Raw genomic sequence first — 26,173 nt, 5'->3', positions numbered from 1 at the left:
TGATGATCGTTAGTACTTGGTTCTAGAGAGGAAAATCTAGACCGCGTTTTTATTATTGTGTTGGTTTGCTAACTCCCTTTCTTAAAGAGGGGGAGAGCGATTATTGTTGTTATTTTTACGATCGGTCTTCTCTGTCTTTATGACTCTTTAAGTAAATTTATTACTTGGTGGAGACCATATTTAACAAAGAAGAGGATGGAAGAGTTGAACATCTACACTTCGACTATTTAAAGGCTTGTAGGGGCTTTGTGTCGTTTTTTATTGTGTAGAAGTGGCTATCTCTTCAACAAGAAGATTAAAGATTAGACGCCAATAAGTTAACTGAAATTAGTCAAATATGTGAGCTTGAGTAAATATATTTAGTTAATATTTTACTTGTGGTTTTTATGACGATTTATGAGAGTTTTACACTTGACGGAATGGCGTTTTTATTATTGAGTTTGTGATTTTAATTATCTGATTTAAATAGAAAAAGCGCCAATGTAAGGCGCTTTTTTATAAATGTTATAGGTTAACTCAGGTTACGACTGTTTAGCGGTCTCTAGCTTAGCTTCTTTACCTGCTTGCTTCTTTTCAAAGCGAGAGATCCACCACCATGCAATGCCAGAGAATACCGCTGTCATAAATACGTTGATGAAGAAGGCTTGAACTAGGTCTACACCTGTTGGGAAGGCTGACGCTGTCATGCTCACAACGAAGATAGTAATCAGAACTGAAACCACAGCCATACCTTGAGTGCGAGTACCCATACGGAAATCACGCGGTGTGTCGTCATGCTTCAAGCGGAACACAAAGTACGCCACCATGATGAAGATAGGCGGTAGCATTGCGGTACCAGCTGTTAGGTTGATTGCAGTGTTCATCATGTCTTGTACTGATTCCGAGCCGAAGCCGTTAACCACAAGCATCACGAATACGAACGCAAACTGCCACCATGCTGCACGGACTGGAACACCATGTTCGTTTAGCTCTGTCGTTTTCTCACCGTAAACGCCTTTTGGAATTTCAGAGAAGTGGATTTTCACCGGTGCTGCTGTCCACATCATCATTGAGCCAAACATAGCAACGAATAGAACGATACCAACGAAGCGACCTACTAGAGATTCTGAGATGCTGAAGAACTGAGCCATGCCTGTGAAGATTTCAACCATACCACCCGCATAGGTTAGGTCTTCACGAGCAACGAACACGTTTACTAGCAGTGAGCCGACAGCGTACATTGAACCGATAGCGATACCTGCACCAATGATCACCTTGATGAATGACTTGTGGCCACCTTTTACATCGTTTAGGTAAGCTGCCGCAGTTTCTGCACCGCCAGCTGCTTGGAATATCCAACACATAATGCCTAACGTTGCCCAGTTAATGGTCGGAGACATTGCTTGAAGCGTGATTGGCTCAGCTGGTACATGGTCGCCGCCTAGCGCCATGAGTGCACCGATAACGTAGATTGCGAATAGTGCGAATACACCGTAAGCCACGATTTCAGAGATCTTACCCAGCCAGCTCGCACCCTTAGTCGAAATATGGGTTGCTGTGGCAAATAGAACAATAGAGATCACCGAAGTCACTAGTGGAGAGAAGGCGTATTCGTAGCCCAGCATCGCGTAAGAGGCGTAAGCAATGACGTTTGGTAGCAGAGATACAAACCAGAATAGGTTTACGAACCAGTATAGGAATGAACCTAGGTAAGCCGCTTTAGTTCCGAGTGGCTTTTTCAGCCAGTCATACATACCTGACTCAGAGTTCTTATTTGCTGAAACGAATTCGGCAATGATGAACACGAACGGGATGAAGTAGATAAGGGTCGCAAGCAAAAAGATAGGGGCAGAACTTAGTCCCAATTCGATATTGTTGTTTACGATGTTGCGAACGTTAAATACCGCTGCAAATGTCATGGAGAGTAGGGCAAATTTGCCTAACTTTCCGCGTACAGATTCAGACATAGTAGTGTCCTCCGGGAATCACGTAATTATAGTAGTTATGGTCCTAAGTCTTTATTCGGTGACTTAGAGAGTTAATTATTCAGTGAGCCTTGAACGGCAAGGCTCACTCTGCGAATAGATAGGGTTGTTGTTATTTGTTGAGGAAGTAACCGTCTTCAATAGTCACTTTCAATACCACTTTGCGAACTCGGCTATCACCGTGGAAACGGTAAGCCTGGTTGTTGTCAAAGATCGCCACTTGGCCTTCAACTAGCTCACGAGTTTCACCGTTACCCATTAGGTGTTCGCGGTCGGTTTCATCACTATAAGCTTGGATTTGCTCTAGCCCTGACTTCGCTGCGAACTCAACCGTTTCACGGCCTTCTAAGTAGTAGTGCACATCGAAGTAACGACGATTACCGGTGAAGTTTTCTGTGTTGCGAGCCACGCCGTCTTCAATCATGTAGGCCAGTGAGTCACCAATTGAATGCATCACGCCATCTTTGATGTTGCCGATGTTTTCAATCGCTTCTACACAGCGTTGCCATTTACGACCATCACGGTAGACGACTTTAAATTGTTCCAAGTTCTCTAAAACGATCATCGTTTATGCCTCGTTCAGTTGTGGTTGAGTTTTTGGTGCATTGACCGTAAAAAACTCATCGCCAAAGTTGTGATTGATTAGGTGCTGCGCGTCGCAATCGCCTGCTTGGAATGGAATCAGAGTTAAGCCGTAGCGGAACTCATCCATATACACGCGGTAAGAGTCGAGCACTTCGCTGCCCCAAGAGTTGGAGCCTAAGCCCATTACTTGGTGATCTAGGTTTAGCGTGATGTAACCGCTTTTCTCTAGCTCAATGGTGTGTTGTGCTTGGTGCAGGTTTTGATTGGTGTAGAACCATGCGCTGAAGTTGATTTCTTGCTGTGGTTTTACTGCAATACCATTACCCGCGCGGCTTGAAAGCGCAGCCCAACGAACATGTTGGCGGTTGCCGTTGTTCTGTGGGAACGGGTAGTTCTCGAACATGTCTGCAACGGTTGATTGGTACACATCAATCATGTTGGCTTGCTTGCTGTCTTGGTAGTTCTCTTCAGGGCCACGACCGTAGTATTGAACTTGGTCGAAGTCGCTATTGATGCCCATATCAAAACCAATCACTGGAATCACATGAGGGTATTCACCGTAACGCTCGCCGCTTAGCTCAACGTTCAATTGGCCTTCAGCATTAACTTGGTAGCGGTATTCACAACGCATACCGAAGTCGAATACTGGTGGAGCAATGATGCTGGTGGTCGTGATTTCAACCTTGCCATTGTTCTCTTCCACGTTAAGCGTGCGGAAGTGCTCTTGCATAATCTGTAGGTGTGCAGGCTCCCAGTAACCATCGTGCTCTTGCTTATGGTTATCGATCATTGGCTTGAAGAAGTTGATTCGTGGTTCTGACTTAATCATCTCTTCGCCATTGACTAACCACGACGTCAGCTTGCCGTTCACTTTCGAGAACTTCAGTATGAAGTTATGACCTTTGATTAGATAAGCGAGACGAGACTCTTCAACATTCAGTGCCGTTGCATTGTTGTTGGTGAAGGCTTCAAGGCGTGCTGTATTCTCTTTCACTTGGAATTGGTACACCGCAATGTCGTGGTTCGCTTCGCTGTAAGGCGTGCGAGAATCTTTGCGCACAGTAAAGTTCACAAATACTTCGCGCTCATCAAGCTCTGGCAAGTTAAGTGTCAGTTCGCGGCTAGAGTTTTCAGCCAACTCTTCAACCTTGATGTGTTGTACTGCAATGGTTTCGCCTTCAGCGCGAACTTCTGCAGTGATGGTGTAGTCATCAATGTTTGAGAACCACAACTTGTTATCAACGGTGAAGGTGCCGTCTTCAGAATTGAAGTCGCGGATCTTCACTGGTGCGATAACCTGTTTGTACTCTTTTAAGCCAGGGCCTGGTGTTTGGTCTGGGTAGATCAAACCGTCCATGCAGAAGTTGTAGTTGTTCGGGTAGTCACCGTAGTCACCGCCATATTTGTAAAACTCAGTACCCGCTTCATCACGAGCTAAGATGCCGTGATCACACCACTCCCAAACGTAGTGACCTTGAATTGCATCGTGCTTGTAGAACACGTTTTGGTATTCGGTTAAGCCACCTGGGCCGTTACCCATTGCGTGTGCGTATTCGCAGATAATGCGTGGTTTTTCGTGTGGGTACTCGCCGAAGGCATTCATTAGCTGAGCACGTGAGTACATGGTAGAGATAACATCAACCACTTCAGCATCACGGTCTTCTTCATAGTGAACCAAGCGGGTGTCATCAATCGCTTTTGCCGCATCGTACATAGCGCGGATGTTGCAGCCGTAGCCTGACTCGTTGCCTAGTGACCACATGATGATAGAAGGGTGGTTCTTTTGAGCGTGAATATGACGTTCGATACGTTCAACAAACACAGCTTCCCATGCTGGATCGTTAGTGATGCGGCTTAGGTCGCCAACGTTAGCAAAGCCGTGTGTTTCGACATCGGTTTCGCCCATGACAAATAGGCCGTAGATATCGCATAGCTCGTAGAAGCGTGGGTCGTTCGGGTAGTGTGCGGTACGTACTGAGTTGATGTTGTGTTGTTTCATCAACACCAAGTCTTTTTCTACGCGATCCATGCCAACTGCACGACCTTTTAGGTGGTCGTTGTCATGACGGTTTACGCCATGCAGCATCACGTATTTGTTGTTGATGTAGAACAGACCATCGCGAACTTTAATGTCACGGAAACCAACGCGTTGTGGAATCACTTCTAGCACTTTGCCGTCTGCGTCTTTTAGCGTCAGCAGCAATTGGTAAAGGTATGGGTTTTCAGCGTTCCATTGAACAGGGTTCACGACATCGATAGAGAATTGAGTGTTCGCATTGCCGCCAGTCTGCTGGTTAGGAACCGTTAAGTTATCTACAGAGCCTTGGGAGATAACTTGGCTTCCATCAAGCAATGCGTACTCAAGAGTTGCGTTTGTCGCTGCTGCTAGGTTTTCTAGAGCAACGTTGCACGAAAGGGTAGCGCTTTGGTAAGCGTCGTCAAAATCAGTGCGAATCGTTAAGTCTTGAACATGAAGTTGTTCTTTACCAACAAGGTAAACATCACGGAAGATACCGCCTGTCCACCACATATCTTGGTCTTCAATGTAGGTGGAGTCGGCCCACTGCATTACGCGAATAGATAGCAGGTTGTTGCCCGCTTTTACGTGGCTAGAGATATCGAATTCAGCGGTCAGTCGGCTGCCTTTGCTGAAACCAACATAGTCACCGTTTACGTAAACTTCAAAGTAAGTCTCTACACCATCAAACTTGATGATGGTCTGTTTGTCGTTCCAGCTTTCGCCAAGGAAGAAAGAGCGTTGGTATGCGCCCGTTGGGTTATCTGACGGTACGAAAGGTACATCAATCGGGAATGGGAAACCTTCATCTGTGTATTGAAGATCGCCGTGGCCTTCCATCTGCCACATGTTTGGCACCGTAATGTGGCCCCAATCGCTCATCTCTTGAGAGTAAAACTCTTCAGGAACTAAGAGCGGGTTAGTGAAGTAGCTGAAATTCCATTGACCACTCAGTAGTTGGAAGTGGCTGCTTAATTCACGTTGAAATGTTTTAGCGGTTTTTTCTGATGCGTATGAGAAGAAGTAAGCACGTGGTGCCATACGGTTCTCATGTAAGTTCAGGAAGTTTTCCCAGTTGTTCACGTTGCCTCTCTCTCGGCCTATTTGAATGCTAGCCGACGTTCTTATGCGTAATTGGGTCGTAGTGAATACGAGTATTTTTGGACTGAGGTAATTATTAGTAAAAGTTTTACTAAATGAAATTGGTGAAAACGTTTTACTTTAACTGCATCACATTTTTTGAGGGCTTTTAGTCGTGCGGTGTGATCCGTCTAAAAGAATGCTATGTGGTGGAAAGGTGGGCAGATCTGGGCGATTTTAGGAAGAGGTTTAGATAGTTTTCTTGATACAAAAAAGCCACCTCTAGAGAAGGTGGCTTTATATATCTTTATGAAATTAAAAGATTATTTTGTGGTGTCTCTGAGCTTTAACTTGCTTGGTACGTAGACACGTAGTGGGATGGTGCGCCCATCACGAGCTTTTTCGATCAGTAGGTTAACGCCTTGAATTCCCATCAGTTCAGAGTGAATACGAACCGTTGATAAAGATGGGAAAGTAAACTTAGCCGTAGGGATATCATTGACGCTGATCAGAGCGATGTCTTCAGGAATGTTCAATCCATGCTCATGAATAGCACGTAATACGCCAATTGCGATGGAATCTGAAGCAATAAACATCGCTTTTGGATAGTCGCCAGTTTCTAACATCTGCTTCGCTAGCTTATAGCCTGACAAGCTTGAGAAATCTCCACGATAGATATCTTGTTCACTCACTACTTGTTTCAAAAGGCCGTACTCTGCGAAAGCGACTTCACGAATATCCGGTGTATTTACGTCATCTTGGCCGCCGATAAAGCCGATGCGGTCGTAGCTTTGGTTAATAAAGAAGTTGGTGATCTCTTTACTGATTCGAGCTAAGTCGATATCAACGGAGTCGTATGGTTCTGAGTGATCAGTAAAGTCCACATAACAGATGTTATCAGTGAGTTTTTTCGCTTGCTCAATGACTTCTGGAGACATTCTACCAACAAGAAGAATACCTGTGATAGGGCTAGTGCTAGACTGTATTTTACTTTCATAACAGTTGGTTAGCTCTATATCCATTTTCTCACATTGGGTTTCAATTCCGTGGCGAATAGATAGGTAGTATGGATCGTTTACCTCAGCTTCTTGCTTGTAATTGTACAGTGCAAGAAAGTGATGGTGCTGCTTCTTACTGCTAACAGTTTTACGTGAGCTGCTGGTTTTGTACTCCAGCTTTTCTGCAATTTCAAAGATACGCCTTTTGGTCTCTTCCTTAACACTCAATGTTGGATCTTCATTAAGGACCCTTGAAACCGTCGCCAATGATACATTTGCTTCGGTTGCGATATCTTTTAACGTTGCCATACTCACTTCCTGTTATTGGAACACTGGGCTGCTCTAAACATAGATGAGCGAAAAAACCAGTGCACCTCTCTAATTCTGCAACGTCTATTGTAATGAAACTGGAAGTCATTGCATTAACTTTTAGTAAAATAAGTTCAGAACTCTTAGTGCATATCGCAAATTTCACTATTCATAATTATCTTATTTAAATTCAATGGATTAGGTTGCTAATCATTCATTTATCACGCCTTTCGCTCTGTGACCTATCTGTGAAACTTTGTGTAAACGTTTACACTTCGTGGTTTTGATCACAGAATTAGTTCCAAATTGACTGCTAGTATTTAATTAACGCGACGCTATTGAGTTTGGATATTCCACTTGAGTGTCATCAAGATTAAGAGAGAGGTTGATTGTGAAAGTACTGGTTACAGGCGGCATGGGGTACATCGGAAGTCATACTTGCATTCAAATGATGCAGGCAGGTATGGAACCGATCATCGTTGATAACTTGTGTAACAGCAAAGAGTTGGTGCTTGAGAGAATCGAAGCATTAACGGGTCAACGTCCAACCTTTTACCTTGGCGATATTCGCGACGAATCTTTCCTCGATAGCGTGTTTGCAGAAAACGACATTCAGGCTGTGATTCACTTTGCGGGCTTAAAAGCCGTGGGTGAATCGGTGGCTAAGCCTCTTGAATACTACGACAACAACGTAAATGGCTCTTTGGTTTTGGCTCGTTGCATGAAAAAAGCGGGCGTAAAAAGCATCGTATTCAGCTCTTCAGCTACGGTTTATGGCGACCCAGAGGTTGTGCCAATTACTGAAGATTCTCCTACAGGTGCAACAACTAACCCTTACGGGCGCAGTAAATACATGGTTGAAGAGTGTTTGAGCGATCTGTTTAACGCCGAAAACGATTGGAGCGTAACGCTGCTTCGCTACTTCAACCCGGTTGGCGCACACCCATCAGGCACTATGGGTGAAGACCCGCAAGGCATTCCAAACAACTTAATGCCATTTATCGCTCAAGTGGCCGTCGGTCGCCGTGAGAAGTTAGCGGTATTTGGTAACGATTACCCAACTCCAGATGGTACAGGCGTTCGTGATTACATCCACGTAATGGACTTAGCCGATGGCCACGTTGCAGCACTAAAAGCAGTAGGCGAGAAAGCGGGTTTGCATATCTACAACCTAGGCACAGGTAAAGGCTCAAGTGTTCTAGAGATGGTAGAAGCCTTTGCAAAAGCCTCTGGTAAGCCAGTGCCTTATGAGATTTGTCCACGTCGCCCGGGTGATATTGCTGAGTGCTGGGCAAGTACTGAAAAAGCCGAGCGAGATCTAAGTTGGAAAGCGACTCGCAGCGTTGATGAAATGACGGCGGATACGTGGAATTGGCAGTCGAACAACCCTAATGGTTATTCCCCTTCGTAATTGAAGCCGCAGCGTTGTTAGCTGCGCTCACCAATTCCAATCACATAGAAGATCTATGCTCATGGATATTGGAAAGCTTGCTGCCTAGCTGCAACTCCAATTTCATCGGGGAATGCAGAGGTAAGAGATGAGAAAAGAGAGATTCCAGATATCTCGTGCCTCGACTCTGGAATGACGAATGAGTTAAAGGCCGTTGAATATTAAAACGACGAACTCAAACGTCATTCCCTACAGCGAGGGACGAGCGTGATAGGGAATCTCCTTGTAGAAGAATTATTTATCTTGGTGGATGTGCCAAGAACACAAAAATTAAGAGCAATGTAAGTATGTCAAAAGTTGAATTTAACCCAGTCGATCACCCGCACCGCCGTTATAACCCACTAACGGGTCAGTGGATTTTGGTATCACCACACCGTGCGAAACGTCCTTGGAGTGGTCAAGACGAGAAGCCATCAACCGAACAGCTTCCAGCGTATGACAAAGAGTGTTTTCTTTGTCCAACTAACACACGTATCTCGGGTGATGTAAACCCAGACTACGACGGAACTTACGTATTTAGTAATGATTTCGCGGCGCTGATGCCTGACTCGCCTGACGCTCCAGAGTCTGAAAACCCTCTATTTAAGACTCAAGGTGTTCGAGGGTTGAGCCGCGTGATCTGTTTCTCGCCAGACCACAGCAAAACCTTGCCAGAGTTACCGGTCAATAAAATCCGCGGTGTGATTGATACCTGGAACGAGCAGATTGAAGAGTTAGGTAAAGATTACCTATGGGTTCAAGCGTTTGAAAACAAAGGTGAGACTATGGGCTGTTCTCAGCCTCACCCACACGGTCAGATCTGGGCGAACAGCTTTCTGCCAAATGAGATCGAACGTAAAGAGAAGCTTCTAAAAGAGTACTTCGAACAACAAGGTTCAAACTTATTAGTAGACTACGTTGAAGCTGAAATGAAAGACGGCTCTCGCACTGTGGTTGAAACGGAACATTGGATTGCCGTTGTACCTTACTGGGCAGCGTGGCCGTTCGAAACCATGTTGCTGCCAAAGACACACATTCGTCGCATGAGCGAACTGACTGACGAGCAACGTGATGATTTGGCGGTTGCGATTAAGAAGCTAACAAGCCGCTACGACAATCTGTTCCAATGCTCATTCCCATACTCGATGGGCTGGCACTATGCGCCATTCTTCGAAGAGGGGACCGACATTGATCATTGGCAGCTACACGCTCTGTTCTATCCACCACTATTGCGTAGCGCATCGGTACGCAAGTTCATGGTGGGTTATGAAATGCTGGCTGAATCGCAACGTGATCTGACGGCAGAGCAAGCGGCGCAGCGTCTACGTGACTTGAGTGACGTGCATTACAAAGAGCAGTAGTTAATCCATAAAAAGAGATTCCAAATATCTCGTCTCTCGATTCTGGAATGACGACAAGCCGTGGAGAATAGAGCTGATGTTGTCATTCCCAACTGAGAGGGACGAACGTGATAGGGAATCGAACAGAATTAAAGTGGTGCCAATAAGGGGCCACAATCAATTGAATTAAAGTTTAACCAGAGAGTCTCCTATGTCTGATCTAATCCAAAACGCAAAAGCGTCTTTCAATGCGGTACTCAATTACGCTCCGACTCACATCATCCAAGCTCCGGGTCGTGTAAACCTAATTGGTGAACATACCGACTACAATGATGGTTTTGTCCTACCGTGTGCCATTAACTACCAAACCGTAGTGGCGGCAGCAAAACGTGACGACAATATCGTACGAGTAGTATCGGTTGATTACGGTGATGCAGTGGACGAGTTCGACTTGACTCAAGAGATCACTTTTCAACAAGACAAGATGTGGGCGAACTACATTCGTGGTGTGGTGAAATGTCTGAAAGCGCGTGGCTATGAGTTCAATGGTGCCGATATTTCGGTAACGGGTAACGTGCCTCAAGGCGCAGGATTAAGTTCTTCGGCGGCTTTAGAAGTAGTTATCGGTCAAACCTTTAAGGTGCTTTACAACCTAGAGATTACCCAAGCGGAGATCGCATTGAACGGACAGCAAGCTGAGAACGAGTTTGTTGGTTGTAACTGCGGCATCATGGACCAAATGATCTCAGCAGAAGGCCAAGCGAACCATGCGATGCTGTTGGATTGTCGTAGTCTAGAGACGACGCCAGTTTCGATGCCTGAGGATATGGCAGTAGTGATCATCAACTCCAACAAGAAGCGTGGGTTGGTCGACAGTGAATACAACACTCGTCGTGAACAGTGTGAAGAAGCGGCGCGTATTTTTGGCGTACCTGCACTGCGTGATATCTCCATTGAACAATTCAATGCCAAAGTCGACGAGTTGGATGAGATGGTTGCTAAGCGCGCTCGCCACGTAATCACTGAGAACGATCGTACTGAAGAAGCGGCGGTCGCACTGCGCAACCACGACATGAAACGAATGGGTGAGTTGATGGCGGAATCTCATACTTCAATGCGCGATGACTTTGAAATCACAGTGAAAGAGATCGACGTTTTGGTTGAGATGGTTAAAGAGGTGATTGGCGATCAGGGCGGCGTACGTATGACAGGCGGTGGCTTTGGTGGCTGTATCGTAGCTTTAGTTCCACCAACCTTGGTTGATGACATCAAAGCGACGGTAGAACAGAAATATCAAGTGGCGACGGGCCTAAAAGAATCCATTTATGTGTGCCAAGCGAAAGACGGTGCGGGCTTAGTTGAAGTAATCTAACCCTCTGATTATAGGCCTACAGAAGTAAAAAGATCATAGTAGGCCAAATAGTAAAGCCTTTGCACTTTTGTAGAGGCTTTTTGCTGGCACTAGGAAGGAATGTAGGATGACACAAGCGCAAAGTTTGCATCAGTCAATGACTCAAACGGCAGCCTATGATGGGCAACCTGCCAAGTTGGTGACACTGACCAACCAACACGGCATGGAAGTGACATTGATGGATATTGGCGCGACCTGGTTGAGCTGTATCCTGCCACTGAAAGGGAATAAGAGAGAAGTGCTACTGGGTGTTAACTCAATGGAAAACTTCAACAAACAAGCCAGTTATATGGGAACTACTGTCGGTCGCTACGCTAATCGCATTGCGAAAGGGCGCTTTAAGATCGACGGTACCAACCACAAGGTCGATGTGAATCAAGCAGGGAATACTCTGCATGGCGGTCCTAACGGTTTTGATAAGAGGCGTTGGCAGGTTCAGGAGCAAACCGAAAGCTCAGTAACCTATACGTTAACGTCTCCAGATGGTGATCAAGGATTCCCGGGTACACTCAAGGTATCGGTGAGTTATCAGCTGACGGAAGACAACCGTGTGTCCATCGACTACTTTGCCACGACCGATAAAGAGACGGTGGTTAACCTCACCAATCATGCCTACTTTAACCTGTTAGGTGCTGAGCTAGAACAAGACTGCTTGTCGCACATTGTCAGCATTAACGCGTCTCAATTTTTACCGACCGACAAATCTGGCATTCCTTTGAGCGGACTTAAGTCGGTGAAGTCGACCAGTTTTGACTTCAATCGGCCTACGATGCTCTCAGAGCGTTTGATGGGCGATGAACAGCAAAAAAATGCCAAAGGTTATGACCATTCGTTTTTGTTAGCAGAAGAGTGCCGCGCCGGAAAATGTGCGGCGACGGTGACTTCGCCTGACGCACTTGTCACTTTAAAAGTGTTTACGACTAAGCCTGCAATGCAGCTTTACACCGGAAACTGGTTAGCAGGAACGCCAAACCGCTCAGGTACAAGCTACCAAGACTACGCAGGTGTCGCGTTGGAAACTCAGTTTTTACCAGACTCGCCAAACCATCCAGAATGGAAGCAAGAGAGCTGTATTCTTAGACCTGAACAAGAGTATCGCTACCAAACTTGCTATCAGTTTGAATTTTCGGGGGATTAATCAGACTGAACCATTCAGCTCAAAGGATTTGGTGAACCTCGTTATGGGGAGATTACTGACGAGGGAATGACTAAAGATACATTAGTGAGAGTATGGTAACAAAGCCCTAGCGAACGGTTTTCGCTAGGGCTTTTTTTTATCTTTTTAACTCACTTTAGATACTGAGTTTCGGCGTACCAGAGTCGGTGAGAACCTCATGGTTTCTGAACTGGTCACTTCCTGTTTGGCAAGCTGCAAAGCTAGACGTGTTGCTTTCTCTGCCATGATCTGAATTGGGTAACGAATGGTGGTCAGCTTTGGTGAGACGTAGCGAGCGATTAAACCGTCATCAAAGCCGACAATCGACATTTGATCGGGTGCTTGAATACCATTCTCATCGAGGACTGAAAGCGCGCCAGCTGCCATGTAATCGTTGTAAGCGACGATGCCAGTAATCGGTAGCGATTTGGTGAGCAGGTTAGTCATGGCGTATTCACCGCCTTCGCTGCTTGGTTGTGAGCTTTCGATGTAGCTCTCTGGCAACTCGATGTTGTAGTCACTCAGTGCTGCTCGATAGCCCTGAACACGTTCGTCAGCATCTTCAATGTTAATTGATGAGGCGATGCAGGCGATATTGCGATGACCATGACGGATAAGGTATTCAGTAGCGAGGTAGGCGCCTTTTTGGTTATCGAGGAAGATACAGCGCTCGCCAATCTCTTCGATATAGCGGTTGATGACTACCAAGCCCTTCACTTCTTTCGCATAAGCGATCAGCTCTTCATCGGTAAGACCTTTGGAGTGAATCACTAAAGACTCGCAGCGGTTGTTGATTAAGAGTTCGATGGCTTGCTTCTCTTCTTCGCGATCGTGGGAACCATTACCGACCAGAATGTGTTTGCCGTTTTCACGCGCTACATTGTCTACCGACTTTACCAGCGTACCGAAGAAGGGGTCTGAGATATCACCAACCAAAACACCGACAGTATTGGTGCTTTGGCTGACTAATGCACGAGCATTGGCGTTAGGGCGGTAACCCAGCTTTTTCATGGCCTGTGTGACCGACTCGATAGAGCTTGCACTTGCCTTAGGGGACTTGTTAATTACACGGGAAACGGTTGCGACAGATACGCCCGCTTCCTTTGCCACATCTTTTATTGTTGCCATTTTCAACCTCTACTCAGTACCGCTCCTATTTAACACCGTCGCTGATAGTATGGCAATCAAACTTATCTTTTACTTCCAATATTGAGATCTTTACCGCTTGTAATTATTAGCTTTAGTGCTAGTGTAAATGTTTACACTTTACTAAAATTAAGTAAAGTTAATTTCATCAATAAAAAGGGAATGGATATGGATACGATTGCGTACGGTGATTTCGCTAAGTTAGAGATGCGTGTAGGTAAGATCATTGAGGTTGCTCGTCATGAGAACGCAGACAAACTCTATATTGTGCAGATTGATGTCGGTGAGAGAACCTTGCAGACAGTCACCAGCCTAGTGCCTTACTACACAGAGGAAGAGTTGATGGGCAAACAAGTGGTGGTGCTGTGTAATCTGGCGAAGGCTAAGATGCGCGGGCATACATCAGAATGCATGTTGCTGTGTGCTGAAACAGACGATGAGTCGGAGAGTGTGCTGCTGACACCAGAGCGTGTGATGCCAGCAGGGGTTCGCATCGTGTAGTGACTTACGAGCTGCGCACCACTAGAAGTAGGTCATCAATGATGCTGTGGTGGTGCTCAGACACGCCTGCTAGGTTGCCATATTTAGGCTGATGGCGATCATTAATCATAGGGTGTTGCCAACCCTGCGTATGTTGCACAAAGTGAGAAGCGAAACTTTCTGATATTTCTAAGCAGCCTGCAATGACAGTATCCACATAAGTCTGAACAATCGGGCTATTGCTGCAGGGCGCTTCAATCTCATCTTTAATGTAAACCCAGATCGTTTGGGAAGGATCAAAGCCTTGATGCGCTTCGATCTGATCGGGATCTAACTCAACTCGGTGATAGCCGCGCTCGCGACGATCAAACTCGGCCAGCGCCACTTCATCGACCTCAAGTAATACTCCATTTACCTGACCTTGCCCTTGATTCACGATCAAAGGAGAGATCACATAGCTGTCATCGATTTTACTCCAGTGTCTTACTAGACCATCGACTATCGCTGGGATTGCTTTTCCGGTCTGTCCGGTGAGTTGTCGTGAAGAGGAGTTGATTAAACTGCCGTAGCCAAAAATATACATCGCTATCCTTGTCTGTTTATTGTTGAAAGCCTCACCTACTATATGGGGGATGCCAATAAAAGTCAGCATATAACTGAAAGACTTTATTGTGTCATATTGACTTCTTATGGTGTGTTTAATTGACACTATATCAGCGAATGAGTCTGATTAAAGGCAATAAATACAGTGGTTTAGTATGTTGGAATGCTTCATGCATTGACCTAGTTATATGTGAATCTATCGCCAAACCACTCTCGAATCCATTTTGGCGATACGCTTATTAATTTAGGAGCGACTTTGTTAAATATCACAGACAAAAGTGTCGAGGATGCGATTCCCGCTTATCTACGCTTGGGCTTTAGACCCTTCTTCTTCCTCGGTAGCATCTATGCGGTGCTCGCCATTGTTCTTTGGGTATACATGTTCCAAAACGGTCAACCCGAAATCTTACAAGTGCCAGCCTTGTGGTGGCATGTTCATGAGATGCTGTTTGGTTTCTCGATGGCGATTGTTGTCGGGTTTGTGTTAACCGCGGTACAGACATGGACGGGCGTCAATGGTACTAAACACTATCGTCTCGCAGCTTTGGTTGGTTTATGGCTCGCACCTCGAATTCTGTTTTGGACACCAGCACCATTGTGGTTAATTTCGTCGATTGAAGCACTGTTTTTGGCTTTTGCAGCTTACGAAATTGGCTTTCGAGTGGTACATGCCAAAGGGTGGAAAAATCTATTCTTCGTTCCGCTGTTTGTTTTGGCAATCGTGGCGAATTTTGCCAGCTATGCAACCATTAAGGGGATGCCGCCATTTCCTCCTTCAGCGGTTTGGCATGCGATGCTGTGGTGGTTTACGCTGCTGCTATCTGTGATGGGAGGGAGAGTCATCCCATTCTTCAGCGCACGTCGCTTTAACTTTGATAAGCCACAACCCTTGCTATGGCTTGAGTGGTTATCCAATCTGCCTTTGATCGGGCTGTTTGTGTTGAGCTTCTTCCCACTCACTTTTGTCGAAGTCGGTAAGCCTCTGATGCTGTTTGCTGGTATTGCTCAGTTGGTGCGTGTGATTCGCTGGAAACCTTGGGCGACGCTATCTGAGCCGTTGGTGTGGTCACTGCATGCAGCATACCTTTGTATTCCGTTGAGTCTGTTGCTACGTGGCTTACTGGATAACCCGTTTGCAGGACATAATATGATTCACCTATTCGCAATTGGTGGTCTAAGCGGCTTGATCTTGGCGATGATTGCTCGCGTCACTATGGGTCATACAGGGCGCGCTATCTACAAAGGACCGAACATGGCCGTGGCATTTACAGCCTTAATTCTGGCCGCGTTATTGCGCAGTGTTGGAGTGAGTTTGTTCCCTGCTTACATGATGCCTATCGTAAATATTAGTGCGGGTTTATGGGTACTCGCGTTTGGTATGTATGTGCTTAAATTTGGCATGATGTTGCTAACGCCAAGAGTTGATGGCCATCCGGGCTAAGTGATTCAGCCTATGAATAGTGAAAAAGGAAGCGCTGTGCTTCCTTTTTTCGTTTTAGCCCTTTTAGTCGATTTTAGTGATTGGTGAGGTAGTGTCGAACTTGGGTGATCATATCTTCCTTGGCATGAGGGGAGATGAAACTTGCTTCGATGGCGTTGATACTAAATTGTGCGAGCTCTTGTTTGGTGATCTCGTGAGCGTGGGCAACGGCTAAGAAGTTATCGTTCATGTAGCCACCGAAGTAGGCTGGGTCATCCGAGTTTATGGTTACACATACCCCATTTCTTAAAAGCTCAACGATGTTGTGCTGCTGCATAGTCTCAAACACTTTTAGTTTGGTGTTCGACAAAGGGCACACCGTTAAAGGCATACGATGCGCGGCAAGCTCTGCTACGAGCTCAGGATCTTCACTGCAGCGCACACCGTGGTCGATACGAGTAACACCTAACATCTCGATGGCATCTCGAATGTTCTGAGCCGGCCCTTCTTCACCCGCGTGCGCCACACTGAGGAAGCCGTGGTTGAGCGCCTCTTGAAATACACGTTGAAACTTTTCTGGTGGGTGGCCCATTTCAGATGAATCGAGCCCGACGCCAATAATGTGCTCTTTGTAGGGAAGGGCTTTACTGAGAGTGGCGAAGGCGCTCTCTTCATCAAGGTGGCGTAAGAAACACATGATCAATTGACTGCTGATTCCGAGCTCTTGATCGGCCTGTTTGAGGGCACGAGTGATGCCAGCGATCACTGTTTCAAATTCAATCCCTCTCTCAGTGTGGGTTTGAGGGTCAAAAAAGATCTCGGTATGAATCACATTGTCTTGTTGGCATTTGAGCAGGTAAGCCCATGTCAGGTCGTAGAAATCTTGCTCGTGAATCAGGACATTGGCACCTTGATAATAGATATCGAGAAATGATTGTAGGTTGTGAAATTGGTACGCTTGACGCACTTGATCTGGATTGTCGAATGGGATGTCGATGTTGTTGCGTTTTGCCAATTCAAACATCAGTTCTGGTTCGAGTGTGCCTTCTATATGCAGGTGCAGCTCAACTTTCGGTAGATTTTTGATGAAGCTATCCATAGCGACTCCTTAGCTATTTTAATTATGGGCGGAGTAGTTAAGACATTGAACATTGATGGGTAATCGAGTCGATTAGTGGGTTCACTTGCCTATGTTTGAGCATAGTTCATTTCATCATTAACGCGTTGTTCTCTGCAAAATGGAGGGGAAGAAAGGAGGAATGAAATCGAGAACACTGAGTCGCAAACGATTTGCACAATTGGAGTGTGATCCGCTGCAAATATTTGCAGCAATGTTTATGGATTTGTGCTCTAATACCGCGCTTACCAAGGGATGGTGTTAAAAGATGCTCACATAGATGGAGTTATCAAAGTTGACCGATCCCTTAATGATCTCCCTTAGGAAAATACAGAACATGTCTAAGACCAAAAAATTTGATATCCGCCTTTCAGAAAAACGCAATGGCTGGTGTGCAGAGATTACTCGTCAAGTAACTTCTCGCTCAACTCGCGTTTCTAAGCGTGAAACGGGTTTTGAAACTGAAGCTCAAGCACAAGAGTGGGCAGAGAAAGAGCTGGCTTCTTTCGTTGCTAACCAAGCTGAGCGTAACGAGCGTAAAGCAGAGCAGCGTAAAGAGCGTGATGAACTGCGCCACGCTAAAGAGCTAAAAGCTGAGCAAGCGCGTGAAGCACGTGCAAAAGCTCGTGCAGCAGCAGCTGAGCTTGACGCTGAATAAGATTCTACGAGGTTGAGTTTACTCACCTAGTAAAGAAAGGCCCCAATCGTATTGAGCGACGGGGGCTTTTTTGTGGAGTTTGTTTTATTGCTGGGCAAGCGATCAGTTATTCAGAGTCGTCAGCCAATCTTCTTCAGCAACTTCTTCAATGTAGTTTTCTACTGACTGTTCTACATCTTCATCATCTTGTTTGAAGTAAGCAATGTGGAACACCGCATCACCTTCATTAACCAGTGGCAGAGTTTGCTGACCAATTACAATACCGCCTTTCTTGGTGATGATTTGACTCTCTTGGTGTCCTAGCGGCGAACTGACATACGCCAGTGTTTGTCCCGCCTCAACCTTTTCACCTAGTCTCACCATGTTACGTAAGATGCCGTCTGATTCTGCGCGAATCCAGCTGGTGGAGCGGCTGATAACAGGCTCTGGTAGCTTTTTACGATTTGGTCTAAGCATCCCGATAGCTTTCATTACCTGATGAATTCCCAAGTAACCAGCACGGATTGCTAGGTGATCAAAGCGCAGAGCTTCACCGCCTTCGTACGTCAGTACCGGAATACCAAGCTTCTCTGCTTCGCTACGCAGTGAACCGTCACGAAGTGGTGAGTCGATGATCACTGGTGTCGCAAACGCGTTAGCGATTCTTAATGTCTCAGGGTTCGATAAGTTTGCACGAATCTGAGGCAGGTTGGTGCGGTGAATGGCACCTGTATGCAAATCCAAAATATAGTCACAACGCTTCGCGACATTTTCAAAGAATGTGTAGGCGATACGAGACGTTAGTGAGCCTTTCTCGCTTCCTGGGAAGCAGCGGTTTAAGTCGCGGCGATCAGGTAGGTAGCGAGATTTATGAATAAAGCCAAACACGTTAACGATAGGCACGACAATCAGGGTACCTTTTAGCTTTTTCGGTTCGATAGCGTTGGTCAGTTGACGTGCAATCTCAACACCATTGAGCTCGTCACCGTGAATCGCTGCGTTCACCATCAACGTTGGTCCCGCTTGACGACCATGAATCACCTCGATAGGGATCGATAGTGGCGAGTGGGTATACAGCTGAGCAGCTTGCAGCTCAATCTCCATTCGTTGGCCTGGTTGTACAGTTTGACCAAGGAGTTCGAATGGTTGGTTAGGTTTTAGTCTTGCCATTTAGGTTTCTCAACGAATGGATAATGGATTAAATCGGAATGTACCAATCGTTGATTTTTAGTACGAATCAATCACTTTACGGTGACGACAAAAATTTTTAATGAGGTGTGTTTGAGAATGGAATCGGCGTTGATTTAATCTTAATCAAGTTAATTGCTTAGCGTTATATTTCTGACAATTCGCTGATAATTGGGAAGAAATCGACTGCTACTATCCAGCGCCTTTTTTTGGGCGACTATATTAATTAACTGAGATCGTTATGAAAAAAACAATCACTAAGATCGTAGCTCTGGCAGTGGCGTCGGTAGCTCTTTCAGGCTGTGTGGGCAGTAATGCTGTTACTGGTTACCTAATGCAATTTAACCTTAAAGCGGTCGATAACCGTTACGCGCGTGGTGGGTTGAACATGTTGCTCGCACCTGTTTACGGTCTAACTGTGGCAGCGGACTACTTAGTCTTCAACTCTCTAGAGTTTTGGACGGGTAAAAACCCGATTACTGGTACCCCGCATATCTTCGATAGCAAAACTGATACTTACATCGACATCAACCACCAGCTTGATAAGTCTCTCACTGAAGCGCCAATCGCACCTCTAACTCAAAATCGTGTGATTGAGCGTGGTGAAATGATGCAGTTGGATGAAAACACGATTCAAATGAGCATCACCTACCAAAATGGTGAAGAGGCGACTTTGATTGGTGTGCGTGATGGCGAAGTGGTGACGTACTCTATCGATGGTGAGATTGTCGCTCAAACCTCAATGGATGAGTTAGCGGCTTACGCGGCAACTCGCGCGTAACGTTTGTTGTAGATAAAGATATAATAAGCTCGCTAGTTAAAAAAACAGGTACTCAATGAGTACCTGTTTTTTTTTCAGCTAGAACAGCGAATTATGCTTTTTCTGGGATTGCTTCAAGTAGTGCAACCATTTGGTTCCAGAATAGCTCAACCGTATCAATCTTCACTTTCTCATCTGGAGAGTGAGGGAACTTGATAGTAGGGCCGAAAGAAACCATGTCCATGTTCGGGTAAGGTTCTTTGAATAGACCACACTCAAGACCAGCATGGATAACCATGATGTTTGGCTTGTGACCGTAGATGCCTTCGTACATGTCGCGGAAGATGTGCATGATTTCAGAATCCGCATCTGGCTTCCAACCTGGGTAAGCACCAGAGAATTCGATGCTCGCACCAGCAAGCTCAGCTACAGAGTGAAGCATGCTTTCAACTTGGCTACGGCCAGAGTCGATCAGAGAACGAATTAGGCAAAGTACTGTGATTGAGTTCTCTTCTGTCGTGATAACACCCACGTTTAAAGATGTCTCAACAACGCCTTCAATCTCATCACTCATACGGATCACACCATTTGGCGCTGCATTAAGTGCTGCGATGAAGCGAGCTTGGTCAGCCGCTGCAAGTGCGCCCATTTCAACTGAAGCTTCTTCGTTGAAAGTCACAATGCTGTCTTCTACTTTACCTAGCTCTGTTGAAAGAAGCTCCGTGTAGTAGTTGTATAGCGAAGCCAGTTTCTCTTGGTTTGCCGCTGGTACAGCAACTGTTACGAAACCTTCACGAGGAATCGCGTTACGTAGGCTACCGCCTTTGAATTCTACGATGCGTAGGTCTAGCTCTTTTGCGTGACCCGCTAGGAAACGAGCAAGCAGTTTGTTTGCGTTTGCACGACCTGTGTGAATATCACAACCTGAGTGGCCGCCTTTAAGACCTTTAAGCGTTAGCTTACGAGTCACGAAATCTGCTGGGATTGCAGTACGAGCAACATCAAATGTCATTGCGCCGTCGATGCCGCCAGCACAACCCATGTACACTTCGCCTTCTTGCTCTGAATCGGTGTTAAGAAGGATGTCACCCTCTAACCAACCCGCTTCAAGACCGAACGCACCAGTCATACCTGCTTCTTCATCTACCGTTAGTAGAACTTCGATTGGGCCGTGCTTGATTTCGTTTGATGCAAGAACCGCAAGACATGATGCCATGCCCATACCGTTGTCTGCGCCAAGTGTTGTGCCTTTCGCTGTTACCCACTCGCCGTCGATGTACGGTTGGATTGGGTCTTTAGTGAAGTCGTGAACCGTATCTTCGTTCTTTTGTGGAACCATATCGATGTGAGCTTGTAGTACCACACCTTTTTTGTTTTCCATACCCGGCGTTGCTGGCTTCTTGATGAATACGTTACCCGTTGGGTCACGGCGTACATCTAGGCCTTGTTCTGCTGCCCAAGCAATAATGTATTGAGCAAGCTCTTCTTCGTGCTTTGATGGGTGTGGGATTGAGCAAATCTTATCGAAAAACTGCCAAAGTGGGGCAGGGGATAATTTACTGATCTCAGAATGGAATTCAGACACGGATGACTCCTTTTTTATTTGATAACCATATCTTTAGGTAAAAGTGGCTTGGTATAAAGGACAATTATCTAAAATATGGGTCTGTTTTGATGCCGACAGCATACCATTTGAGTGAGGTAACGAGTAGGTGTTGTAACAGGCAATTGTTGCAAAGTTTGAAAATAGATTTGTTGCTTCGATCAAAAATAGGTGCTCAGTTGCTTAATAAGTTGCCGTGCAAACGTTTTTATTGCTCTGTTCTGTAATTTAATTACATCTTGAGTTTGTTATCTAGTCTTTTTAGGCTAAAAGTGTGATTTGGTGCAAAAAATACTTGTAATCTTTTTTCGTTGGGGTATATTAATAACCAACTTCTGAGACGAAGAGTAAATGCTCAAAGGATGAGTCCGTTTATCGCCTCCAAGGAACTGAGAAATCAAAATTGTTTTTAATTGATTTATTAAGGTGATAGTTATGAAAGGTTTACCATCTGCAATGTTCTGGCTTAACAGCTCTGTTTACACTAGCAACTTTGCATACCCAACTAGCTTTGGTTACAACAAGTAATCTGAGCGTGTGACTTGAACAGTTTGTTCACCCCTATATATTGGAATTTTTTTACAACCCTCTTGGTTGACTGATTCTACCGCCACTCATATTTGAGTGGCGTTTTTTTTGCCTGCTGTTTTCCCACCATTTTTCTAATTCCACGATTTGTTACCCCAAGGCTTCATAGCCACTCCAATGCATTATTGATATCAGGGCTTTTGGTACTACTCTATTCAGATGGGAATAGGGGCTGGTTAAATTTTGCACCACAACTGAGCAGAACTTCCATTATTACCAGATCTGTTGAAAAGAGCGGTGCTTTAATGACTTTTATCGTACGGTCTTTGCTGTCTTTTCTTGGTGAATTTTCAAGGTGGTAGAAAAAAACACCACTTGTTTTGCATTTTTTTGATGATTTTAAGTATCTGTTTTACATGAGTTTAGTGGATAAGAATAGCCTACTTTAATCGCCCTGTTTCATAAGTTTTCTCTATTAATATTGGTTAGAGTCTTAATTCTATCTGGAATTTGTTATTTGATGACTTTATAATCCTGAGCCAATCGATTACGCAACCGTTTACTTTTCACCCTTATAGGATTCGATAATGTTCGAAAAGCTATTCAAACTCAGTGAAAACGGCACCAATGTGCGCACTGAAATCATCGCCGGTCTAACGACCTTCCTAACTATGGCTTACATCATTTTTGTAAACCCAATGATCTTAGCTGATGCAGGTATGGATCACGGCGCTGTATTTGTAGCAACCTGTCTAGCTGCGGCTATTGGCTGTTTCATCATGGGCTTTGTAGCCAACTACCCGATCGCTCAAGCACCAGGTATGGGTCTGAACGCGTTCTTTACTTACGCAGTTGTAATGGGCATGGGGTATACGTGGCAAGTTGCTTTGGCTGCGGTATTCGTGTCGGGCGTTATCTTCATTTTCTTAAGCATTTTTAAAGTCCGCGAATGGATTATCAACTCGATTCCTATGTCACTGCGTGTGGGTATCTCTGCAGGTATCGGTCTTTTCCTTGCGTTTATCGCTCTAAGCAACGCGGGTATCGTTGTTTCTAACCCAGCAACGAAGGTATCTCTGGGTGATATCACAGCGATTGGCCCTATTCTGGGTGCACTTGGCTTCTTCTTAACAGTTGCATTGGTTCACCGTGGTGTGAAAGGTGCAGTAATGATCGCGATTCTTGCTATCACTGCGGTTGCAATTGTTATTGGTGATGTGCAATACGGTGGTATCGTTTCTGCTCCACCAAGCCTAGCGCCAACATTCATGCAGCTTGATTTCTCTGCTGTATTTGAAATCGGCATGATCTCGGTTGTGTTTGCTTTCCTATTCGTCGACCTATTTGACACCGCAGGTACGCTAGTTGGTGTTGCGACAAAAGCAAACCTAATCAAAGAAGACGGCAAACTCCCTCGTCTGAACAAAGCACTGCTTGCTGACTCAACAGCAACGTCTATCGGTGCACTTCTAGGTACATCAAACACCACTTCTTACGTAGAGAGTGTTTCAGGTGTTGCAGAAGGTGGTCGTACAGGTCTAACGGCTGTAGTCGTGGGCGTACTTTTCCTTCTTGCTCTATTCTTCTCGCCTCTAGCGGGCATGATCCCAGCTTACGCAACGTCAGGTGCGTTATTCTATGTAGCAATTCTGATGATGTCTGGTCTGGTTGGCATTGATTGGCGTGATCTTACAGAAGCAGCACCAGTCGTGGTAACATGTCTGCTTATGCCGTTGACGTACTCTATTGCAGAGGGTATCTCTCTAGGTTTCATCGCTTACGCTGCAATTAAGCTGCTAAGTGGCAAAGGTCGCGACGTTTCTATTGCCGTTTGGGTAATGTCTGTGATCTTTATCCTTAAGTACATCTTCGCTTAATCGCTTGCAGAGGCCATGTCGATATGGCCTCTAACAACATGACAATTTATTAGGTTTAATTACTATGAGTAACAAATTCATCATCACATGGGACAACATGCAATCTTACTGCCGTGAACTGGCTGCTAAGCAAATGCCAGCAGAACAGTGGAAGGGTATCTGGGCAGTAAGTCGTGGTGGTTTAGTACCAGGCGCAATCTTGGCTCGTGAGCTAGGTATTCGCTACGTTGATACAATTTGTATTTCTAGCTACGACCACGATCACCAACGTGATATGACTGTCGTTAAAGCGCCAGAGGGTGACGGTGAAGGTTTCCTAATCGTTGAAGACCTAGTAGACAGCGGTGACACTGCACGTAAACTGCGTGAAATGTACCCTAAAGCGAAGCTAATCGCGGTATGTGCTAAGCCTTCAGGTGCTGCACTACTAGACGATTACATCGTTGATATCGCACAAGACACATGGATTGAACAGCCATGGGACCTAAGCCTAGGTTACATTGAGCCAGTAAATCGCAAGTCAAAATAAGCATAATCTGTGTTTTTTGAGAAATGACCCTTTATAGGGTCATTTTTTTTTATATCATTACAGTCATCATCCTCGACTGAGAATCCCCATGTCGTTATCTGAAGAAACCAGTAAAAACCTATCTGAAACTCTATTCGTCAAACACAAACAGGCGAAAGAGACCTCAATGCTGACGCAATATATGCCGAGCTCTGTTGATCTGCTTGAACAGAAGCATGAGCAGCAAGACAGCGCGTGGTACCGAAACCTGCGCCGTATGCAGTGGGTTTGGCAAGGGGTGAACCCGATCGAGCAAGAAGCCGTGTTGTCACGCATTGCATCATCGACCCATTCTCGTACGACGGATGATTGGTTAGATACCGTCATGGGCTACCGCAGTGGTAACTGGGCTTATGAGTGGACAAAGCTCGGTATGCAACACCAAAACCGCGCTAACGATAAGAGCGGCGAAGAGGTTGCAGAGGAACTGTTTTCTGCGTCACTTTGCTTCAGTATTGCTGGCTACCCTCATTTGAAAAACGACAACCTAGCGACTCAAGCTCAGGTGTTGGCCAATACAGCTTATGCGGAAGCGATTAAGCATACCAAGTTGGTAGTAAAGCAGCTCGAGATCCCGTATCAAAATCGCAAGATCAAAGCGCACCTGCATCTCTCCAATACCGATAAGCCTCAACCCGTGGTGATCGTTAGTGCTGGGCTAGATAGCTTACAAACGGATATGTGGCGCCTGTTCCGCGACTACCTTGCGCCAAAGAATATCGCGATGTTGACGGTAGATATGCCATCAATTGGTCACAGCTCTCACTGGCCACTAACGGAAGACTCTTCTTGTTTGCACCAAGCGGTCTTGAATGAGCTGCCGAATATCCCATGGGTTGACCACTATAAGGTCGGTCTGTTTGGCTTCCGCTTTGGCGGCAACGCGATGGTTCGTTTGTCTTTCCTAGAGCAACAGAAGATCAAAGCTTGTGTGGCACTCGGTGCACCGATTCACGATATCTTTGTACATGCGGATAAACTGAAACAGATGCCCAAGATGCACCTCGATGTGCTCGCTTCTCGTTTGGGTAAAGGTGCAGTTGATATCAATAGCTTATCAGGTCAGCTAATGGCTTGGTCTCTGAAGGTTCAGGGGCTACTGGCTAACAGTAAAACGCGAGTTCCTATCCTAGCATTGGCTCTGGATGGCGACCCGGTATCACCACCGTCGGATAATCAACTGGTTGCTATTTACAGTGATTATGGCAAGGCGAAGAAAATTAAGTCCAAGTCAATTACACAAGGGTATGAGCAATCCCTCGAATTGGCGATAAAATGGCTTGAGGATGAATTATTTAGATGACATTTCTCCTAAATTAGTTAAGCATGAATAGTGTACAGATTAAGTACCTGATACTCAGAGATAATTTATAAAATCCACTTACGTGTTTTCTACGTATTACAGTCTGAGTAACGTCATTCTTAACATTGAAAACGGAGATTCAATATGTCAGAAGTGACACAACAACCAACTCATTATCGTTTGCTAAATGTTTTAAAGGCCATTGGTCCATATTTGAGAGAGCCACAATCGGAAGAGGGACACTACATCTTCGATTGCCTTTCGGTGTGTGTAAACGATAAGAAGTCACCAGAAGAGCGTGAGTTCTGGGGATGGTGGCTAGAATTGGCAAAATCTGAACAAGGCTTTACTGCCAAGTACAACATTGGCAAATATAACGTTGAGGGTGAATGGGAAGAGCTGGAACTTCCTAAGAAAGCCGTTTCTGAGGTGACTCGTACTCAGGAAGCGTTTCATCAAAAGCTATCCGAGGAACTGAAATCTAAGTTCGAACTGGAGGTTGAGCTCGACGCAGCTTCTGTCGAATTTGTCTAATTTTAAAGGTTACTCCTCTCTATAAGGTAAAAAGGTGCGATTTCGCACCTTTTCTACTTGTGAATTCCCGTTTTGATTGTTAAAACATCACCTCTTATTTGTTTTATTCATATAAAGACT

At 45.4% G+C, this 26,173-nt stretch carries 21 protein-coding genes; 12 read left to right on the top strand and 9 right to left on the bottom strand.

Annotated features, from left to right (window positions below; translation table 11 throughout):
- Positions 1–521: 521 nt before the first annotated feature.
- From KI743_RS09830 to ebgR, 4 genes are all read right to left on the bottom strand, one after another.
- Positions 522–1,946, bottom strand: coding sequence for an amino acid permease (locus tag KI743_RS09830; RefSeq protein WP_285466190.1), 1,425 nt, complete (start codon positions 1,944–1,946; stop codon positions 522–524).
- A gap of 130 nt (positions 1,947–2,076) precedes the next feature.
- Positions 2,077–2,529 carry a beta-galactosidase subunit beta gene (locus tag KI743_RS09825; RefSeq protein WP_285466188.1) on the bottom strand — a complete coding sequence of 151 codons (453 nt, stop codon included), beginning with the start codon at positions 2,527–2,529 and terminating at the stop codon, positions 2,077–2,079.
- Between the two features lie 3 nt (positions 2,530–2,532).
- Positions 2,533–5,649 carry a beta-galactosidase subunit alpha gene (gene ebgA, locus KI743_RS09820; protein ID WP_285466185.1) on the bottom strand — a complete coding sequence of 1,039 codons (3,117 nt, stop codon included), beginning with the start codon at positions 5,647–5,649 and terminating at the stop codon, positions 2,533–2,535.
- 320 nt (positions 5,650–5,969) lie between these two features.
- Positions 5,970–6,953 carry a transcriptional regulator EbgR gene (gene ebgR / locus KI743_RS09815; RefSeq protein WP_285466184.1) on the bottom strand — a complete coding sequence of 328 codons (984 nt, stop codon included), beginning with the start codon at positions 6,951–6,953 and terminating at the stop codon, positions 5,970–5,972.
- Between the two features lie 391 nt (positions 6,954–7,344).
- On the opposite strand from ebgR, the gene galE reads away from it, so the two are divergent.
- From galE to galM, 4 genes are all read left to right on the top strand, one after another.
- On the top strand, positions 7,345–8,364 hold the full coding sequence (gene galE, locus KI743_RS09810) for a UDP-glucose 4-epimerase GalE (RefSeq protein WP_285466183.1): 1,020 nt from the start codon (positions 7,345–7,347) through the stop codon (positions 8,362–8,364).
- A gap of 326 nt (positions 8,365–8,690) precedes the next feature.
- Positions 8,691–9,743, top strand: coding sequence for a UDP-glucose--hexose-1-phosphate uridylyltransferase (locus tag KI743_RS09805; protein ID WP_150893622.1), 1,053 nt, complete (start codon positions 8,691–8,693; stop codon positions 9,741–9,743).
- Positions 9,744–9,933: 190 nt separating this feature from the next.
- On the top strand, positions 9,934–11,094 hold the full coding sequence (galK, locus tag KI743_RS09800; RefSeq protein WP_285466182.1) for a galactokinase: 1,161 nt from the start codon (positions 9,934–9,936) through the stop codon (positions 11,092–11,094).
- A 106-nt stretch (positions 11,095–11,200) separates the two neighbouring features.
- Entirely contained in the window at positions 11,201–12,271 is a 1,071-nt protein-coding gene (galM, locus tag KI743_RS09795; RefSeq protein WP_285466181.1) for a galactose-1-epimerase, read from the top strand.
- A gap of 144 nt (positions 12,272–12,415) precedes the next feature.
- Here galM and KI743_RS09790 read toward each other — a convergent pair whose 3' ends face one another.
- On the bottom strand, positions 12,416–13,417 hold the full coding sequence (locus KI743_RS09790; RefSeq protein WP_150869170.1) for a substrate-binding domain-containing protein: 1,002 nt from the start codon (positions 13,415–13,417) through the stop codon (positions 12,416–12,418).
- A gap of 186 nt (positions 13,418–13,603) precedes the next feature.
- Between KI743_RS09790 and KI743_RS09785 the strand changes: the two genes are divergently transcribed.
- Positions 13,604–13,936, top strand: a complete 333-nt coding sequence (locus tag KI743_RS09785) for a tRNA-binding protein (protein WP_285466179.1) — start codon at positions 13,604–13,606, stop codon at positions 13,934–13,936.
- Positions 13,937–13,940: 4 nt separating this feature from the next.
- Here the strand turns inward: KI743_RS09785 and KI743_RS09780 are convergent, their stop codons facing one another.
- Positions 13,941–14,498 carry a gamma-glutamylcyclotransferase family protein gene (locus KI743_RS09780; RefSeq protein WP_285466177.1) on the bottom strand — a complete coding sequence of 186 codons (558 nt, stop codon included), beginning with the start codon at positions 14,496–14,498 and terminating at the stop codon, positions 13,941–13,943.
- Between the two features lie 276 nt (positions 14,499–14,774).
- Here KI743_RS09780 and KI743_RS09775 point away from each other — a divergent pair, with 276 nt between their 5' ends.
- Positions 14,775–15,959 carry an NnrS family protein gene (locus KI743_RS09775; RefSeq protein ID WP_285466176.1) on the top strand — a complete coding sequence of 395 codons (1,185 nt, stop codon included), beginning with the start codon at positions 14,775–14,777 and terminating at the stop codon, positions 15,957–15,959.
- A gap of 73 nt (positions 15,960–16,032) precedes the next feature.
- Here KI743_RS09775 and KI743_RS09770 read toward each other — a convergent pair whose 3' ends face one another.
- Positions 16,033–17,037 carry an adenosine deaminase gene (locus KI743_RS09770; RefSeq protein WP_285466175.1) on the bottom strand — a complete coding sequence of 335 codons (1,005 nt, stop codon included), beginning with the start codon at positions 17,035–17,037 and terminating at the stop codon, positions 16,033–16,035.
- A gap of 355 nt (positions 17,038–17,392) precedes the next feature.
- Between KI743_RS09770 and KI743_RS09765 the strand changes: the two genes are divergently transcribed.
- A complete protein-coding gene (locus KI743_RS09765; protein ID WP_150893636.1) occupies positions 17,393–17,713 on the top strand; it encodes a DUF3622 domain-containing protein in 321 nt (106 codons plus the stop codon).
- 102 nt (positions 17,714–17,815) lie between these two features.
- Here the strand turns inward: KI743_RS09765 and KI743_RS09760 are convergent, their stop codons facing one another.
- Positions 17,816–18,862 carry a succinylglutamate desuccinylase/aspartoacylase family protein gene (locus KI743_RS09760; RefSeq protein ID WP_150893639.1) on the bottom strand — a complete coding sequence of 349 codons (1,047 nt, stop codon included), beginning with the start codon at positions 18,860–18,862 and terminating at the stop codon, positions 17,816–17,818.
- Between the two features lie 259 nt (positions 18,863–19,121).
- On the opposite strand from KI743_RS09760, the gene KI743_RS09755 reads away from it, so the two are divergent.
- Positions 19,122–19,661 carry a DUF3332 domain-containing protein gene (locus KI743_RS09755; RefSeq protein ID WP_285466174.1) on the top strand — a complete coding sequence of 180 codons (540 nt, stop codon included), beginning with the start codon at positions 19,122–19,124 and terminating at the stop codon, positions 19,659–19,661.
- 91 nt (positions 19,662–19,752) lie between these two features.
- Here KI743_RS09755 and KI743_RS09750 read toward each other — a convergent pair whose 3' ends face one another.
- Positions 19,753–21,225 (bottom strand): aminoacyl-histidine dipeptidase, encoded by a 1,473-nt coding sequence (locus KI743_RS09750; RefSeq protein ID WP_285466173.1) that lies wholly within the window; start codon positions 21,223–21,225, stop codon positions 19,753–19,755.
- A gap of 1,133 nt (positions 21,226–22,358) precedes the next feature.
- Between KI743_RS09750 and KI743_RS09745 the strand changes: the two genes are divergently transcribed.
- The 4 genes from KI743_RS09745 (at position 22,359) to crl (ending at position 26,053) form a co-directional block, all read left to right on the top strand.
- Positions 22,359–23,648, top strand: coding sequence for an NCS2 family permease (locus tag KI743_RS09745; RefSeq protein ID WP_285466172.1), 1,290 nt, complete (start codon positions 22,359–22,361; stop codon positions 23,646–23,648).
- A 64-nt stretch (positions 23,649–23,712) separates the two neighbouring features.
- Entirely contained in the window at positions 23,713–24,177 is a 465-nt protein-coding gene (gene tet(34), locus KI743_RS09740) for an oxytetracycline resistance phosphoribosyltransferase domain-containing protein Tet(34) (protein ID WP_032551628.1), read from the top strand.
- Between the two features lie 88 nt (positions 24,178–24,265).
- Positions 24,266–25,519: an esterase FrsA gene (gene frsA, locus KI743_RS09735; protein WP_150869163.1), complete on the top strand. Its 1,254-nt coding sequence runs from the start codon at positions 24,266–24,268 to the stop codon at positions 25,517–25,519.
- Between the two features lie 144 nt (positions 25,520–25,663).
- Entirely contained in the window at positions 25,664–26,053 is a 390-nt protein-coding gene (crl, locus tag KI743_RS09730) for a sigma factor-binding protein Crl (protein ID WP_032551630.1), read from the top strand.
- Positions 26,054–26,173: the final 120 nt, after the last annotated feature.

The sequence above is a fragment of the Vibrio sp. D420a genome (assembly GCF_030248625.1).
GTDB classification, from domain to species: Bacteria; Pseudomonadota; Gammaproteobacteria; order Enterobacterales; family Vibrionaceae; genus Vibrio; species Vibrio fortis_A.
Note: the sequence above shows the minus strand (reverse complement) of the source record. Positions and strands in the feature narration are given on the sequence as shown.